The 15,844-nt window shown below is 58.0% G+C and carries 17 protein-coding genes; 14 read left to right on the forward strand and 3 right to left on the reverse strand.

The window, feature by feature from the left end:
• Position 1: 1 nt before the first annotated feature.
• The 3 genes from recF to dnaA are packed head-to-tail and all read right to left on the reverse strand — an operon-like array spanning position 2 to position 3,751.
• A complete protein-coding gene (recF, locus tag ACP691_RS13080) occupies positions 2 to 1,105 on the reverse strand; it encodes a DNA replication/repair protein RecF (RefSeq protein ID WP_426150932.1) in 1,104 nt (367 codons plus the stop codon).
• A 9-nt stretch (positions 1,106 to 1,114) separates the two neighbouring features.
• On the reverse strand, positions 1,115 to 2,218 hold the full coding sequence (gene dnaN / locus ACP691_RS13085) for a DNA polymerase III subunit beta (protein ID WP_040260412.1): 1,104 nt from the start codon (positions 2,216 to 2,218) through the stop codon (positions 1,115 to 1,117).
• 39 nt (positions 2,219 to 2,257) lie between these two features.
• Positions 2,258 to 3,751, reverse strand: coding sequence for a chromosomal replication initiator protein DnaA (gene dnaA / locus ACP691_RS13090; RefSeq protein WP_426150930.1), 1,494 nt, complete (start codon positions 3,749 to 3,751; stop codon positions 2,258 to 2,260).
• Between the two features lie 569 nt (positions 3,752 to 4,320).
• Between dnaA and rpmH the strand changes: the two genes are divergently transcribed.
• The 14 genes from rpmH to ACP691_RS13160 all read left to right on the forward strand — a co-directional run bounded on the left by rpmH (position 4,321) and on the right by ACP691_RS13160 (position 15,827).
• Positions 4,321 to 4,455, forward strand: a complete 135-nt coding sequence (gene rpmH, locus ACP691_RS13095) for a 50S ribosomal protein L34 (RefSeq protein ID WP_002551315.1) — start codon at positions 4,321 to 4,323, stop codon at positions 4,453 to 4,455.
• A 17-nt stretch (positions 4,456 to 4,472) separates the two neighbouring features.
• A complete protein-coding gene (rnpA, locus tag ACP691_RS13100) occupies positions 4,473 to 4,868 on the forward strand; it encodes a ribonuclease P protein component (RefSeq protein ID WP_426150927.1) in 396 nt (131 codons plus the stop codon).
• Positions 4,861 to 5,106 (forward strand): membrane protein insertion efficiency factor YidD, encoded by a 246-nt coding sequence (gene yidD, locus ACP691_RS13105; protein ID WP_426150925.1) that lies wholly within the window; start codon positions 4,861 to 4,863, stop codon positions 5,104 to 5,106. The genes rnpA and yidD overlap by 8 nt, the downstream gene beginning before the upstream one ends.
• A gap of 2 nt (positions 5,107 to 5,108) precedes the next feature.
• On the forward strand, positions 5,109 to 6,788 hold the full coding sequence (gene yidC / locus ACP691_RS13110; RefSeq protein WP_426150923.1) for a membrane protein insertase YidC: 1,680 nt from the start codon (positions 5,109 to 5,111) through the stop codon (positions 6,786 to 6,788).
• Between the two features lie 67 nt (positions 6,789 to 6,855).
• Positions 6,856 to 8,226: a tRNA uridine-5-carboxymethylaminomethyl(34) synthesis GTPase MnmE gene (gene mnmE, locus ACP691_RS13115; protein ID WP_426150921.1), complete on the forward strand. Its 1,371-nt coding sequence runs from the start codon at positions 6,856 to 6,858 to the stop codon at positions 8,224 to 8,226.
• Between the two features lie 437 nt (positions 8,227 to 8,663).
• Positions 8,664 to 10,556: a tRNA uridine-5-carboxymethylaminomethyl(34) synthesis enzyme MnmG gene (mnmG, locus tag ACP691_RS13120; protein WP_426150919.1), complete on the forward strand. Its 1,893-nt coding sequence runs from the start codon at positions 8,664 to 8,666 to the stop codon at positions 10,554 to 10,556.
• Between the two features lie 8 nt (positions 10,557 to 10,564).
• Positions 10,565 to 11,200, forward strand: coding sequence for a 16S rRNA (guanine(527)-N(7))-methyltransferase RsmG (gene rsmG, locus ACP691_RS13125; protein ID WP_426151127.1), 636 nt, complete (start codon positions 10,565 to 10,567; stop codon positions 11,198 to 11,200).
• An 18-nt stretch (positions 11,201 to 11,218) separates the two neighbouring features.
• Positions 11,219 to 12,010, forward strand: coding sequence for a ParA family protein (locus ACP691_RS13130; protein WP_040260403.1), 792 nt, complete (start codon positions 11,219 to 11,221; stop codon positions 12,008 to 12,010).
• 9 nt (positions 12,011 to 12,019) lie between these two features.
• Entirely contained in the window at positions 12,020 to 12,892 is an 873-nt protein-coding gene (locus tag ACP691_RS13135) for a ParB/RepB/Spo0J family partition protein (protein ID WP_426150917.1), read from the forward strand.
• Positions 12,893 to 13,040: 148 nt separating this feature from the next.
• Positions 13,041 to 13,448, forward strand: coding sequence for a F0F1 ATP synthase subunit I (locus ACP691_RS13140; protein WP_426150915.1), 408 nt, complete (start codon positions 13,041 to 13,043; stop codon positions 13,446 to 13,448).
• Between the two features lie 16 nt (positions 13,449 to 13,464).
• Positions 13,465 to 14,334, forward strand: coding sequence for a F0F1 ATP synthase subunit A (gene atpB / locus ACP691_RS13145; protein ID WP_426150913.1), 870 nt, complete (start codon positions 13,465 to 13,467; stop codon positions 14,332 to 14,334).
• Between the two features lie 160 nt (positions 14,335 to 14,494).
• Positions 14,495 to 14,752, forward strand: coding sequence for a F0F1 ATP synthase subunit C (gene atpE / locus ACP691_RS13150; protein ID WP_003097235.1), 258 nt, complete (start codon positions 14,495 to 14,497; stop codon positions 14,750 to 14,752).
• A gap of 55 nt (positions 14,753 to 14,807) precedes the next feature.
• The gene (locus ACP691_RS13155) at positions 14,808 to 15,278 is read left to right on the forward strand and encodes a F0F1 ATP synthase subunit B (protein ID WP_426150909.1); all 471 of its coding nucleotides are present in this window, start codon (positions 14,808 to 14,810) and stop codon (positions 15,276 to 15,278) included.
• A 12-nt stretch (positions 15,279 to 15,290) separates the two neighbouring features.
• Positions 15,291 to 15,827, forward strand: coding sequence for a F0F1 ATP synthase subunit delta (locus ACP691_RS13160; RefSeq protein WP_426150907.1), 537 nt, complete (start codon positions 15,291 to 15,293; stop codon positions 15,825 to 15,827).
• Positions 15,828 to 15,844 lie beyond the last annotated feature (17 nt).

Raw genomic sequence — 15,844 nt, forward strand, 5'->3', positions numbered from 1 at the left:
GTCACTCCTGATGTTTCGCGAGCTGAGCGATACGACCATGTTCCACGTGGAACAACGCGAGTGGGGTGTCTTCACTCCAATCATCGCTCAGCACTTCTTGATCTACGCAGGTGATAAACACCTGACAATTCAATTCTTCGAGTAGCCCACACAGGGCTTTACGATGCTTCTCGTCGAGTTCGGATGGCAGGTCATCCACAAGGTAGACGCACTGGCTTCGCCTCGCTTGCCCTAATAAATGGCCCTGGGCAATTCTAAGCGCGCATACGACGAGCTTCTGCTGGCCACGGGAAAGAATGTCTGCTGCATTATGGCCACCGAGTCGGAGCCTGAGATCGGCACGTTGAGGGCCTGAGTGGGTATGACCTAGCTGTCTATCTCGTGCCAGAGAACCTGCCAGTACCTCACCTAGTTCCCGATCTTTATCCCAGCCCCGGTAATAACTGAGGACGAGCCCTGGAAGATCCACCAGCACCGCAAGAGTACGCTCGAATACCGGCTTGAGTGACTGAATATAATTGCGCCTGAAATCATCGATTTGAGCGCTTGCCAGGCATAACTCGCGGTCCCATGCGGCTTGGGAAACGGAGTCCAGTGTACCATGCCGCAGCCACGAGTTACGCTGCTTCAGCGCCTTCTGCAGGCGCTGCCAAGTTCCAAGAAATCTTTGTTCCACGTGGAACACACCCCAATCGAGGAACTGTCTACGGACCTTGGGAGAACCCTCCAGAAGCTTGAAACTGTCTGGATTGATAAGTTGGACGGGCATCACTTCCGCCAGCTGGGCAGTGCTCCGAGCGTTCTCGCCATCAATACGAATGGTGAAATCACCGTCGCGTTGACGCTCCACGCCCAGGTTGCAAACCCGCTCATGCTCGAATGCAACCTGTCCAAAGACCGTGCAGCTCGGTTGCTCGTAATGAATGACCGGCTGCAACCGCAGGCTTCTGAAAGACCGTGCCAGCGCCAGAAGATGAATAGCTTCCAGGACACTGGTCTTGCCGCTGCCGTTGGCACCGTACAGGAGGTTGATGCGAGAGGAGGGGTAGAAAGTCACCGGGTGCAGATTGCGCACCCCGGTGATCGTCAAGCGAGTAAGTGACATTCAGTCGGCTCAGAGCCGCATTGGCATGACAACATACGAGGAATCGTCATTATCAGCTTCTTGCAGGAGGGCACTGCTATTGGAGTCAGATAAGACCAGACGGACTTGCTCAGTGGTCATCACGCCAAGGACGTCCAGCAGGTAGCTGACGTTGAATCCGATCTCAAGGTTGGCGCCGTTATAGTCAACACCGATTTCTTCCTCAGCCTCTTCCTGCTCAGGGTTGTTGGCCTGGATCTTCAACTGCCCATTGGCCAACTGCAACCTGATGCCGCGATACTTTTCATTGGACAGAATAGCAGTACGGCTGAAGGCTTCCTTCAGAGCCTGCCGATCACCGAGCACCAGCTTGTCACCGCCTTTGGGCAAGACACGCTCGTAGTCCGGGAACTTGCCATCGACCAGCTTGGAGGTGAAGGTAAACTCACCGGTGGTAGCGCGGATGTGGTGAGCGCCCAGGACGATACTTACAGTTCCGTCCTGGTCCGTGAGCAGGCGAGCCATCTCGAGGATACCCTTACGAGGGACGATCACCTGGTGCTTGTCTGCCTGACCTAGGTCGGCACTGATCGAGCACATGGCCAGACGATGACCATCGGTAGCCACGGCGCGGATAAGCCCGGTAGATACCTCCAGCAGCATGCCGTTGAGGTAATAGCGAACATCCTGCTGGGCCATGGCAAAGCCGGTACGCTCGATAAGACGACGAAGCTTGCCCTGTTCAAGGGTACAAGTGAGCGAACCTGGGCCTTCTTCAACAGTAGGAAAATCATTGGCTGGGAGGGTAGAGAGCGTGAAGCGGCTACGACCCGCCTTGACCAGCAGCTTCTGCTCGTCGAGGCGGATATCGATCAGCGCGTCGTTGGGCAAGCTCTTGCAGATATCCATGAGCTTGCGGGCCGGGACAGTGATTTCACCGGGTTCCGCGCCTTCTTCGAGCTGCACGCGGCCGACCAATTCTACTTCCAGGTCGGTACCGGTCAGAGACAGCTGCTGCCCCTGGACGACGAGCAGGACATTGGACAATACAGGCAGCGTTTGGCGGCGTTCCACAACCCCGGCCACCAGTTGCAAGGGCTTGAGCAAAGCCTCACGTTGAATGGAAAAATGCATGGCGTCAGTTCCTGGCCTTTGACATGGCGGCTACACGCATCAGGTGGTTAGTGTGCGTAGCAGATTCTTGTAATCCTCGCGGATATCCGCGTCGGTTTCTTTGAGTTCATTGATCTTTCGACAGGCATGAAGAACAGTCGTATGGTCCCGTCCGCCAAATACGTCACCAATTTCCGGCAAGCTGTGATTCGTCAGTTCCTTGGACAACGCCATGGCAACCTGACGCGGCCGCGCTACAGACCGCGAACGACGCTTGGAAAGCAGATCAGAGATCTTGATCTTGTAGTACTCGGCCACAGTGCGCTGGATGTTATCCACGCTGACCAGCTTGTCCTGCAGCGCCAGAAGGTCCTTGAGCGACTCGCGGATAAGTTCGATAGTGATGTCACGGCCCATGAAATGAGCATGAGCGATCACCCGCTTGAGCGCTCCTTCCAGCTCACGCACATTGGATCGAATGCGTTGGGCAATGAAAAAAGCCGCATCGTGAGGTAGCTCAACCTTGGCCTGGTCGGCCTTTTTCATCAGGATCGCCACACGGGTCTCGAGTTCCGGAGGCTCCACGGCCACGGTCAGGCCCCATCCGAAACGAGACTTCAAACGTTCTTCCAGGCCCTCGATTTCCTTTGGATACCTGTCGCTGGTCAGAATCACCTGCTGCCCGCCTTCGAGCAAGGCATTGAAGGTGTGGAAAAACTCCTCCTGCGACCGCTCCTTCCGGGCAAAGAACTGGATGTCGTCGATCAGCAGTGCGTCCACGGAGCGGTAGAAACGCTTGAACTCGTTGATTGCGTTGAGTTGGAGAGCCTTGACCATATCCGCCACGAAACGCTCCGAATGCAGGTACACCACCTTCGCGTTCGGATTCTTTTTGAGCAGATGATTGCCCACCGCATGCATGAGGTGCGTTTTACCCAGGCCTACACCCCCATAAAGGAAGAGCGGGTTATACCCATGCTTGGGATTATCGGCGACCTGCCAGGCAGCGGCACGAGCCAGCTGGTTGGACTTGCCTTCGACGAAATTTTCGAAAGTAAAGGTCCGGTTCAAATAACTGGTGTGCTTGAGCGCTCCCTCGACTTGAACGGTGCGGGCCTCTCCACGTGCCGAGACAGGGGCAGACATGGCATCGAAGCTGTCACGAGAAGGCTCGGGTTCAGACGCCTCGACAGCAGGGATAGGCGCAGCGGGCGACAGCGTGGCCGAAGCAGGCACCTGAGAAGGCAACACAACCTGGGAAGCAGCGGCAGGCAAGGGTGCGCTGGGCGCAGCCCGGGGCGCAGAGCTACGACGGCTACCAATGAGCAGTGAAATCGCTGGAACTGCCCCGTCCAACCGTTCCCCCATGAGTTCGAGAAGCCGGCCCAGGTATTTTTCGTTCACCCAGTCAAGAACAAAACGGTTCGGAGCGTAGATGCGCAGCTCGTCGCCTTCCGCTTCGGCCTGAAGCGGGCGTATCCAGGTATTGAACAGTTGAGCAGGCAGTTCCTCGCGGAGCATTTCCACGCACTGCTGCCAGATTTCCACTGACACAGGAATCCCCAGAAATTGATGAGCCCAGAGGGCAAATGATCGTTGAGCATTGTACCCATCGGAGCGGGAGTTATCCACATCGGACCGGCAGGCGGTGCTAGCACGCCCCTGTTCATAGGGGATAAGTCACCAATTCATCGTATTGGAACCGGCGCCATAAGCCTTGTGGAAAACTTACAAGGAGCACAGTGCACAGATGACCCTTAAGCCTTGTGGATAAGTGCCCTGTGGAAAAATGACGAATTTATGCACAGCTTTTATCCACATGAAGAACAGGAAGCGCCAAGCTTGTGGACAACTTTTCAAAAGCCTCAGGAGCCCGTAATTACTGGCCCATGCCAGGTTATCCACAAGAGATGGCTTCCTCAAGCTTTATAAGTTCTTCAAGAAAGCTTTTTATACGCTTCTTTTTTATTTGTGATGTGGCCATGGCCTCCTGTGCTCCGGATGTCGGCTATAGGTAAGGAAAGGTTGGTCGGAAATTGACCTAAGCCCAGGCTTTCACTAGAATCGCCGGTCTCTTGAAAACCGGGCCATTGGGGCCCAGCCGACCAACCAGGTAACCTTCCATGAAACGTACTTTCCAACCCAGCACCATCAAGCGCGCTCGCACCCACGGTTTCCGTGCTCGCATGGCTACCAAGAACGGCCGCGCCGTCCTGTCGCGTCGTCGCGCCAAGGGCCGTAAGCGTCTGGCTGTCTGATTTGCCGGCACAGGTAGGTGAGTCAGGACTTCAGCCGGGACAAGCGACTGCTCGTTCCGAAGCAATTCAAGGCAGTCTTTGACTCCCCGACCGGCAAGGTTCCGGGGAAGAGTCTTCTGATCCTTGCCAGGGATAACCAGCTCGATCATCCACGCCTCGGGCTGGTGATCGGCAAGAAAAGTGTCAAGTTGTCGGTGCAGCGCAACCGCATCAAACGCGTGATTCGCGAATCCTTTCGCCACAACCAGGCTGCATTGGCTGGTTGGGACATAGTCATCGTGGCCCGAAAGGGGCTGGGTGATGTCGACAACCCCGAGTTGCACCAGCATTTCGCCAAGCTCTGGAAGCGTCTGGCAAAGACGAGACCAGCAGTCCAGCCCGACACCAAGGAACAGCAAAGCCAAGATGCGTAAACTGGTCCTCCTTCCGATCCAGTTTTACCGCTATGCCATTAGCCCCCTGATGGCCAGCCACTGCCGTTTCTATCCCACTTGTTCCTGCTATGCCCACGAAGCCATCAGCCAACACGGCGTCTGGCGTGGAAGCTGGCTGACCCTCCGCCGGATTGGGCGTTGCCATCCCTGGAATGCAGGCGGTTTCGATCCCGTCCCGCCCGTGTCCACCCTTCGTAATAATTCGATAGCCGAGTAATCATGGATATAAAACGTACGATCCTGATGGGTGCCCTGGCGGTCGTGGCCTACGTTCTGGTCCTGAAGTGGAACCAGGATTACGGGCAGGCTGCATTGCCAACCCAGAGCGTCGCGACCCAGGGAACTATCCCTTCGGATCTGCCGCAAGCGCCTGGCAACAATGCCACTACTTCGGATGTGCCTGACACCGCTGCACCCGCGGTAGCGACCATGACCCCGAGCGCTCCCGCTACCCAGGAACTTGTCCGCGTCCGTACGGATGTGCTCGACCTGGCCATCGATCCAAAGGGCGGAGACATCGTTCAGCTGACGCTGCCAAAATATCCTCGGCGTCAAGACCATCCGGAAATTCCATTCCAGTTGTTCGATAACGGCGGTGAGCGCGTTTACCTGGCTCAAAGTGGCCTGACCGGCGCCAATGGTCCAGATGTGCAACCTGCCGGCCGTCCTGTGTACAGTACGTCAAAGCCGAGTTATCAACTGGCTGATGGGCAGAACGAGCTGGTGGTCGACCTTTCCTATAGCCAGGGCGGGGTCAATTACATCAAGCGCTTCAGTTTCCAGCGGGGCGAGTATGACCTGAAGGTCAGCTACCTGATCGACAACCAGAGCAACCAGGCCTGGGTGGGTAACCTGTTCGCTCAGCTCAAGCGCGACGCCAGTTCCGATCCTTCGTCCAGCACGGCAACCGGTACCGCGACCTACCTGGGCGCCGCCTTGTGGACACCTTCAGAGCCCTACAAGAAGGTGGCCATGAAGGACGTCGACAAGGGCCAGTTCAAGGAGACCGTGCAGGGTGGTTGGGTCGCCTGGCTCCAGCATTACTTCGTGACAGCATGGGTTCCTGCCAAGGATGACAGTAACAATGTCATGACCCGCAAGGACAGCCAAGGTAACTACATCGTTGGTTTCACCGGGCCCACCATGACGGTCGCACCGGGCGGCAAAGCTGAAACCGGCGCCACGTTGTATGCGGGTCCCAAGGTCCAGGACAAACTGAAGGCTTTGTCTCCGGGCCTGGAACTGACCGTGGACTACGGCTTCCTCTGGTTCATCGCTCAGCCTATCTTCTGGCTGTTGAAACATATCCACAGCCTGCTGGGTAACTGGGGCTGGTCGATCATCTGCCTGACAGTCCTGATCAAGCTGCTGTTCTTCCCGCTATCGGCCGCCAGCTACAAGTCCATGGCTCGCATGCGCGCGGTAGCGCCTCGTCTAGCTGCTCTGAAGGAACAATTCGGCGACGATCGCCAGAAGATGTCCCAGGCGATGATGGAGCTTTACAAGAAAGAGAAGATCAACCCGCTGGGTGGTTGCTTGCCCATCGTGGTGCAGATGCCAGTCTTCCTGGCCCTTTACTGGGTACTGCTCGAAAGCGTGGAAATGCGCCAGGCACCCTGGATGTTCTGGATCACGGACCTGTCCATCAAGGACCCGTTCTTCATCCTGCCGATCATCATGGGCGCCACCATGTTCATTCAGCAGCGCCTGAACCCGGCTCCGCCTGATCCAATGCAGGCCAAGGTCATGAAGTTGATGCCGATCGTCTTCACCTTCTTCTTCCTCTGGTTCCCGGCCGGCCTCGTGCTCTACTGGATCACCAACAACACGTTGTCGATCCTGCAGCAGTGGTTCATTACCCGGAACATTGAGCGCGCCAACGCCAGCGCGGCGAACTGACCCGCTACACTTGCTTTGCCGACGCCCCTTCATAGGGGCGTTTGCATTACTGGACAGTGGATAACTCATGAACCTTTCCAAAGACACCATTGCCGCTATCGCCACTGCCCAAGGACGGGGAGGCGTAGGAATCGTACGCGTGTCCGGGCCAACGGCACGGCAGCTGGCCAATGCCATCACCCACCGCGAGCTACAGCCTCGATATGCGCATCACGGGCCCTTCCACGATGAGGATGGCACGCACCTGGACGAAGGCTTGGCATTGTTCTTCCCAGGTCCTAATTCGTTCACCGGCGAAGATGTCCTGGAACTGCATGGCCATGGAGGGCCAGTGGTGCTCGACATGCTTTTACGCCGCTGCGTGGCGCTTGGATGCCGTCTTGCTCGCCCAGGTGAGTTCAGTGAGCGCGCCTTTCTCAACGACAAGCTCGACCTGGCCCAGGCCGAAGCCATCGCTGACCTGATCGAGGCCAGCTCCGAGCAAGCAGCGCGCAATGCGGTTCGCTCGCTCCAGGGCGCGTTCTCCAAGCGGGTCGAGGCATTGACCGAAGGGTTGGTTCAACTGCGAATCTATGTGGAAGCGGCCATCGACTTTCCCGAGGAGGAAATCGACTTCCTGGGTGACGGGCTGGTGTTATCCCGTTTGGATGCGCTGCGTGCTGACCTGAACGAAGTACAACGCGAAGCCGGCCAGGGCGCGCTCATTCGCGAAGGAATGACTCTAGTGATCGCCGGGCGTCCCAACGCTGGCAAATCCAGTCTACTGAACCTGCTCGCCGGGCGCGAGGCGGCTATTGTCACAGATGTCGCCGGTACCACCCGGGATGTGCTCAAGGAACATATCCACATCGATGGCATGCCACTGCACGTTATCGATACCGCGGGGCTCCGAAACACTGGGGATATCGTTGAACGCATTGGCGTAGAAAGGGCAGTGCAGGCCATCGAATCGGCCGATCGCATCCTGCTGGTGGTGGATTCTCATAGCCCTGAAGCCGCAGACCCACATGGCCTCTGGCAAGAATTCATGGATGGAGAGCCGCCTCGGAGCAAAATTACCGTCGTGCGTAACAAGGCGGACCTCTCCGGCGAGCCTACAGGCCTGGACGTAGCCGCCAGTGGCGAGGCCACGCTGACCTTGAGCGCGCTGGACAACCATCATGGGTTGAAGCTGCTGCGTAGCCACCTCAAGACCATCATGGGCTACGAACATACCGCCGAGGGGCATTTCAGCGCTCGCAGACGCCACTTGGATGCGTTGCGTCAGGCGCAACGCTATCTCGACCATGGACGGTCTCAACTGGTGCAGGCTGCCGCTGGCGAGCTTCTGGCCGAAGACTTGCGCTTGGCTCAGCACGCCCTGGGCGAAATCACCGGCGCCTTTACTTCCGATGACCTGCTTGGTCGGATATTCACAAGCTTCTGTATCGGCAAATGATCCAGCGCTGCCAAAGAGCCGGCCACAAGGCCGGTTTTTTTTGCTCGCCTGAAAATGAGCCCTGTGCATAAGTGGGCAAAAGCTCTATTGATAACCACTGGCAAAAGCTGTTCTTGAAAAGCTCGTGTGGATAAAGCTCAATCTATCCACAACTTATTCGAGCTTATCAAAAGCGCCCAAGCCTACCTATCGACAGTTTTCCACATCCTTGCAGGCCTTGTATTTACTGGGCTTGAATAGCTTATGCACAGATACCTGGCTGCCTAAGAATAAACATAAAAATAAAGCTTTTATAAATTTCTCTTCTTTTATGTTTCTGTTGGCACCGTCTGTCTACACCTGGCTATTTTTTGCACAGGCGGTTTCTTTCCACAGGCCAAATTCCCTATACTGCGCAGCTATCCCAATTACCCATATGAACAGGCACGAGGTGCGTGGTGGATTTCCCTTCCCGTTTTGAAGTGATCGTCATCGGCGGAGGCCATGCAGGTACCGAAGCGGCACTGGCTTCGGCGCGTATGGGCGCGAAAACCCTGTTGCTCACGCACAACGTGGAAACCCTTGGCCAGATGAGCTGCAATCCGGCCATTGGCGGCATCGGCAAAAGCCATCTGGTCAAGGAAATCGATGCGCTCGGCGGCGCCATGGCACTGGCCACGGACAAAGGCGGTATACAGTTCCGGGTCTTGAATAACCGCAAGGGCCCCGCGGTGCGTGCTACCCGCGCCCAAGCGGATCGGGTGTTATACAAGGCCGCGGTGCGCGATATCCTTGAGAACCAGCCCAACCTGTGGATATTCCAGCAGGCCTGTGATGACCTCATCGTCGAAGCGGATGAAGTACGGGGCGTGGTGACTCAAATGGGCCTTCGTTTCCTGGCCGACTCAGTGGTATTGACTGCCGGTACCTTCCTGGGTGGTCTTATCCACATCGGACTGGACAGTTATTCAGGCGGGCGGGCGGGAGATCCGCCATCCATTGCCTTGGCCAAGCGCCTGCGTGAACTGCCGCTTCGTATCGGTCGTCTCAAGACCGGCACGCCTCCGCGCATCGATGGCAAGTCTGTGGATTTCTCGGTCATGACCGAGCAGCCTGGGGATACGCCTATTCCAGTGATGTCCTTCATGGGCACTGCACAGATGCATCCGCGCCAGGTCAGTTGCTGGATCACCCATACCAACGCGCGCACCCATGAGATCATTGCCGCGAACCTTGATCGTTCGCCCATGTACTCGGGTGTGATCGAAGGAGTAGGGCCGCGTTATTGCCCTTCGATCGAGGATAAGATCCACCGCTTCGCCGACAAGGACAGCCACCAGGTGTTCATCGAGCCGGAAGGCCTGACCACCCACGAGCTTTACCCCAACGGAATTTCCACCTCGCTGCCCTTCGATGTACAGCTGCAGATCGTACGGTCCATCCGCGGGATGGAAAACGCCCATATCATGCGTCCGGGCTATGCCATCGAATATGACTACTTCGACCCGCGGGACCTGAAGTACAGCCTGGAAACCAAAGCGATCGCCGGCCTGTTCTTCGCGGGCCAGATCAATGGCACTACCGGTTACGAAGAGGCAGGCGCGCAAGGCTTGCTCGCAGGCACCAATGCCGCATTGAAAGCCAAAGGACAGGACACGTGGTGTCCGCGCCGTGATGAAGCCTACATCGGCGTGCTTGTGGATGACCTGATCACACTGGGCACCCAGGAACCCTATCGGATGTTCACGTCCCGGGCTGAATATCGGTTGATTCTGCGAGAGGACAACGCTGACCTGCGGCTTACCGAAACCGGTCGCCGGCTGGGTCTGGTTGACGATGCCCGTTGGGCAGCGTTCTGTACCAAGCGCGAAGCCATCGAGCGGGAGGAGCAGCGCCTCAAATCCACCTGGGTACGGCCCGGTACGGTCGCCGGTCAGGCGGTGGCCGAGCATTACGGCACCCCTCTGGCTCATGAGTACAACCTGCTTAGCCTGTTGAGCAGGCCTGAAATCGATTATGCCGGGCTTACCGCATTGACCGGCGCGCCTGAAATCGATCCACAGGTGGCTGAACAGGTAGAGATCAAGGTGAAGTACGCTGGTTACATCGAGCGTCAACAAGAGGAGATCGCACGTCTCAGGGCCAGCGAGAATATCAAGTTGCCTGTGGATATCGATTATCCCGGCATCTCCGGCCTATCGAAGGAGATCCAGGCCAAGCTCAGCCAAGCCAGGCCGGAAACCCTCGGCCAGGCTTCTCGCATACCTGGCGTGACCCCAGCAGCCATCTCTCTGTTGATGATTCACCTGAAAAAGCGCGGCGCCGCGCGGGAAATGGAGCACAGCGCTTGAGCGTTACCATCACGGACCACCAGCGTCACGAGTTGTCCACAGGTGCCCAGGCCCTTGGCCTGGCATTGACGGGAAAGCAAGAGGAACAGCTGCTGGCCTACCTGGCCCTGTTGATCAAATGGAACAAAGCCTACAACCTCACCGCTGTTCGCGACCCGGACGAAATGGTCTCTCGTCATCTGCTCGACAGCTTGAGCGTTGTTCCCTACATCGGTCAGGCTCAACGTTGGCTGGATGTAGGTAGCGGAGGAGGCATGCCAGGCATCCCCCTGGCTATCATGTTTCCGGAAAAACGTATCACCACGCTCGACAGTAATGGCAAGAAAACGCGCTTCCAGACCCAGGTCAAGCTTGAACTCAAACTGCCGAACCTGGAAGTTGTCCACAGCCGGGTCGAAGCTCATCAGCCGGCACAGCCGTATGAAGGGATCGTTTCCCGGGCCTTCAGTAGCCTGGAGGACTTCGCCAACTGGACCCGCCATCTGGGCGATCCCGCCAGCCACTGGCTGGCCATGAAAGGGCTGCACCCGACGGAAGAACTGGTAGCATTGCCTGCTGACTTTGAAGTGGATAGCGCGCATGCTCTGGCCGTGCCTGGTTGCCAGGGCCAAAGGCATTTACTGATACTGCGCCGCAAGGCATGACGGGGAACACGAGCGACAATGGCTAAGGTATTCGCGATCGCGAACCAGAAGGGTGGGGTCGGCAAAACCACGACCTGTATCAACCTCGCGGCTTCACTGGTTGCCACCAAACGGCGAGTGCTCCTGATCGACCTCGATCCGCAGGGCAACGCCACCATGGGCAGCGGTGTGGATAAACATGCGCTGGAGCGTTCGGTGTACGACCTGCTCATCGGTGAGTGCGACCTCGGCGAAGCCATGCAATTTTCAGAACACGGCGGTTATCAGTTGCTTCCGGCGAACCGGGACCTGACCGCGGCCGAGGTTAACCTGCTTGAAATGCAGATGAAGGAAAGCCGCCTGCGCAATGCTCTGGCGCCTATCCGGGAAAACTACGATTTCATCCTGATCGACTGTCCGCCGTCGCTTTCGATGCTGACCCTCAACGCCCTGGTGGCAGCCGACGGCGTGATCATCCCCATGCAGTGCGAGTACTTCGCACTCGAAGGGCTCAGCGACCTTGTGGACAACATCAAGCGAATCGGTGCCGCGATCAATCCACAACTGAAGATCGAAGGCCTCCTGCGCACCATGTACGACCCTAGGCTGAGCCTGATCAACGACGTGTCGGCGCAGCTCAAGGCCCACTTCGGTGAACAGCTGTACGATACCGTAATCCCACGCAACATCCGCCTCGCTGAAGCCCCGAGCTTCGGCATGCCAGCTTTGGCGTATGACAAGCAGTCCAGGGGTGCGCTGGCGTATCTGGAACTGGCCAATGAAATGGTTCGCCGTCAACGCCGAAAGGCTCGTACCGCTGCCGCGGTTTAAGGAATAGCAATGGCTGTGAAGAAACGAGGGCTTGGCCGAGGCCTCGATGCACTGCTGAGCGGGCCGACGGCGTCCGCGCTGGAAGCGCAGGCTGAAAAAGTCGACCCAAAGGAATTGCAGCACCTGCCTCTGGACGTCATCCAGCGAGGCAAGTATCAGCCGCGGCGTGACATGGATCCCCAGGCCCTGGAAGAGCTGGCACAGTCCATCCGCAGCCAGGGCCTCATGCAACCGATCGTGGTGCGCCCGATCGGTAACGAACGTTACGAGATCATCGCGGGCGAGCGACGCTGGCGCGCCAGCCAGCAGGCCGGACTGGAGCGTATTCCCGCCATGGTCCGTGAAGTGCCGGACGAAGCCGCCATTGCCATGGCCTTGATCGAGAACATCCAGCGCGAAGACCTGAATCCGTTGGAAGAAGCGATCGCATTGCAGCGACTGCAACAGGAATTCCAGCTGACGCAACAGCAGGTAGCGGAGGCTGTGGGTAAGTCTCGTGCCACGGTAACCAACCTGATGCGACTGATCACCCTGCCGGAAGGCATCAAGACCATGCTCGCGCATGGGGATCTGGAAATGGGCCACGCTCGGGCGCTTCTGGGCTTACCGGAGTCGCGACAGCTCGAGGGGGCGCGACATGTTGTCGCACGTGGGCTGACCGTGCGCCAGACCGAGGCGCTGGTACGCCAATGGCTGAGCGCTCCGCAGGCGCCCCAGGAGCCTTCCCGCATGGACCCGGACATTGCCCGTCTGGAACAGCGCCTGGCAGAGCGGCTGGGCTCTGCGGTGCAGATACGCCATGGTCAGAAGGGCAAGGGGCAACTGGTGATCCGGTACAACTCCCTAGATGAACTGCAAGGCGTCCTCGCCCACATTCGCTGAAACAATTGAGTTTGGGGTGAACAGTCGGAAAAGCCTCGCCGGCAGTTGAACAGGGGCTGAACCGCCCCTATACTCTGCGCGCATTTTGTCGGCACATTCTATGCCAAGTCGTCGATGTACGGCAGGCCGACACCGAGGAGTCATGTTGATGGAAACCCGCACGCCAAACCGCTTGCCCTTCCATCGTTGGGTGGTTTTCCCCGTCCTCGTTGCGCAATTGATCACGCTTCTGGTCGCTGCCCTGGTGCTCTGGCAGTGGCAGGGTCCGACCAGCGGGTATTCAGGCTTGTGTGGGGGCCTGATTGGCTGGTTGCCAAATGTTTATTTCGCCATGAAGGCGTTCCGCTTCAGCGGCGCCCGAGCGGCACAAGCCATCGTCCGGTCTTTCTATGCCGGCGAGGCGGGCAAACTGATTTTGACGGCAGTGCTGTTCGCACTGGCGTTCGTAGGGGTGAAGCCACTGGCGCCGCTGGCGCTGTTCGGCGTGTTCTTCTTGACCCAGGTGGTCAATTGGTTCGCACCCTTGCTCATGAGAACAAGATTTTCGAGACCTTAGGGCGTTTGAGGCAACCATGGCAGCAGAAACCGCTTCGGGCTATATACAGCACCACCTTCAGAACCTGACCTTCGGCAAGCTCGCTGACGGTAGCTGGGGCTTCGCCCACAGCGCCGCGGAAGCCAAGGCCATGGGCTTCTGGGCTTTCCACGTCGACACCCTCGGCTGGTCCGTTGCCCTGGGCCTGATCTTTGTCCTGCTGTTCCGCCTGGCGGCGCGCAAGGCGACGTCCGGCCAGCCAGGCCGTCTGCAGAACTTCGTCGAAGTGCTCGTCGAGTTCGTCGACGGCAGCGTGAAGGACAGCTTCCATGGTCGCAGCGCGGTCATCGCTCCCCTGGCGCTGACCATCTTCGCCTGGGTGTTCCTGATGAACGCCATCGACCTGATCCCCGTGGACTGGATTCCACAGATCGCCGCCAAGCTGACCGGCGACCATGAGATCCCGTTCCGCGCCGTGTCCACCACGGACCCGAACGCTACGCTGGGCATGGCGTTCTCGGTCTTCGCGCTGATCATTTTCTATAGCATCAAGGTCAAGGGCCTTGGCGGTTTCATCGGCGAGCTGACCCTGCACCCCTTCAGCAGCAAGAACATGGCCGTGCAGATCCTGCTCATCCCGGTCAACTTCCTGCTCGAGTTCGTGACCCTGATCGCCAAACCGATCTCCCTGGCGCTCCGGCTGTTCGGCAACATGTACGCCGGCGAGCTGGTGTTCATCCTGATCGCCGTGATGTTCGGCAGCGGCCTGCTCTGGCTCAGTGGCCTGGGGGTTGCGCTGCAATGGGCGTGGGCAGTGTTCCACATCCTGATCATCACGCTGCAGGCTTTCATCTTCATGATGCTTACCATCGTCTACCTGTCGATGGCACACGAAGATAACCATTAAGGCTCGTCTGGCGCGTCTTAGTCTTTCCCGGTGGCCTAGCGGCCATTGGGGAAGAGAGCCGCAACCCGGCGCCTGTGCCGTGACGGCTCTGTGAAAACTTGCTTTACCGCTTTAAACCTAAGAAAACCTAACCAATACGACGTAAAAGTCGGGAGGAAAGATGGAAACTGTAGTTGGTCTGACCGCTATCGCTGTTGCTCTGCTGATCGGCCTGGGCGCACTGGGTACCGCTATCGGCTTCGGCCTGCTGGGCGGCAAGTTCCTGGAAGGTGCTGCTCGCCAGCCGGAAATGGTTCCCATGCTGCAAGTCAAGATGTTCATCGTCGCTGGTCTGCTCGACGCCGTCACCATGATCGGTGTTGGTATCGCTCTGTTCTTCACCTTCGCGAACCCCTTCGTTGGTCAAATCGCTGGCTGATCACTCACTCCCGAGTGAGTGGGTGTGATGTACAAAGAACGAGCGAGGTGTTGGCGTGAACATTAATGCAACCCTGATAGGCCAGTCCGTTGCGTTCTTCATTTTCGTGTGGTTCTGCATGAAGTGCGTATGGCCTCCGGTCATCGCGGCTCTGCAGGAACGCCAGAAGAAGATCGCTGATGGCCTGGATGCTGCCAGCCGTGCTGCTCGCGACCTGGAATTGGCCCAAGACAAAGCGGGTCAACAACTGCGCGAAGCCAAGGCCCAGGCAGCCGAGATCATCGAGCAGGCCAAGAAGCGCAGTGCCCAGATCGTTGACGAAGCCCGTGAACAGGCTCGTCTCGAGGCTGAGCGCGTGAAGGCGCAGGCTTCGGCTGAGATCGAGCAGGAACTCAACAGTGCCAAGGACGCGCTGCGTGCCCAAGTGGGCCTGCTGGCTGTCACTGGCGCCGAGAAGATCCTCGGGTCTTCCGTTGATCAGAACGCGCACGCAGAGCTGGTAAACAAACTGGCTGCTGAAATTTAAGCGAGGGCGATCATGGCAGAACTGACCACGTTGGCCCGACCTTACGCTAAGGCGGCCTTCGAGCATGCGCAGGCCCACCAGCAACTGGCCAATTGGTCAGCCATGCTCGGCCTGGCTGCAGCGGTGTCGCAAGACGACACCATGCAGCGACTGCTCAAGGCCCCGCGACTGACGAGCGCAGAAAAGGCCGCCGCCTTTATTCAGGTGTGCGGTGACAAGTTTGATGCACAGGCACGTAATTTCATTCACGTGGCCGCGGAAAACGAGCGTCTCCAGCTATTGCCGGAGATCTCGGCGCTGTTCGACCTGTACAAGGCCGAACAGGAAAGATCCGTGGATGCGGAAGTCACCAGTGCCTTCGCATTGAACCAAGAACAGCAAGACAAACTCGCCAAGGTTCTCAGTGCACGGCTCGGCCGGGAAGTGCGACTGCACGTTGCGGAGGATGCCAGCCTGATCGGTGGTGTCGTCATCCGCGCCGGTGACCTGGTAATCGATGGCTCGGTGCGCGGGAAGATCGCGCAACTGGCCGAAGCACTGAAATCTTGAGTTTGAAGGGGCAGCAG

This window comes from Pseudomonas sp. DC3200b2, assembly GCF_049895785.1.
Classification (GTDB): domain Bacteria; phylum Pseudomonadota; class Gammaproteobacteria; order Pseudomonadales; family Pseudomonadaceae; genus Aquipseudomonas; species Aquipseudomonas massiliensis.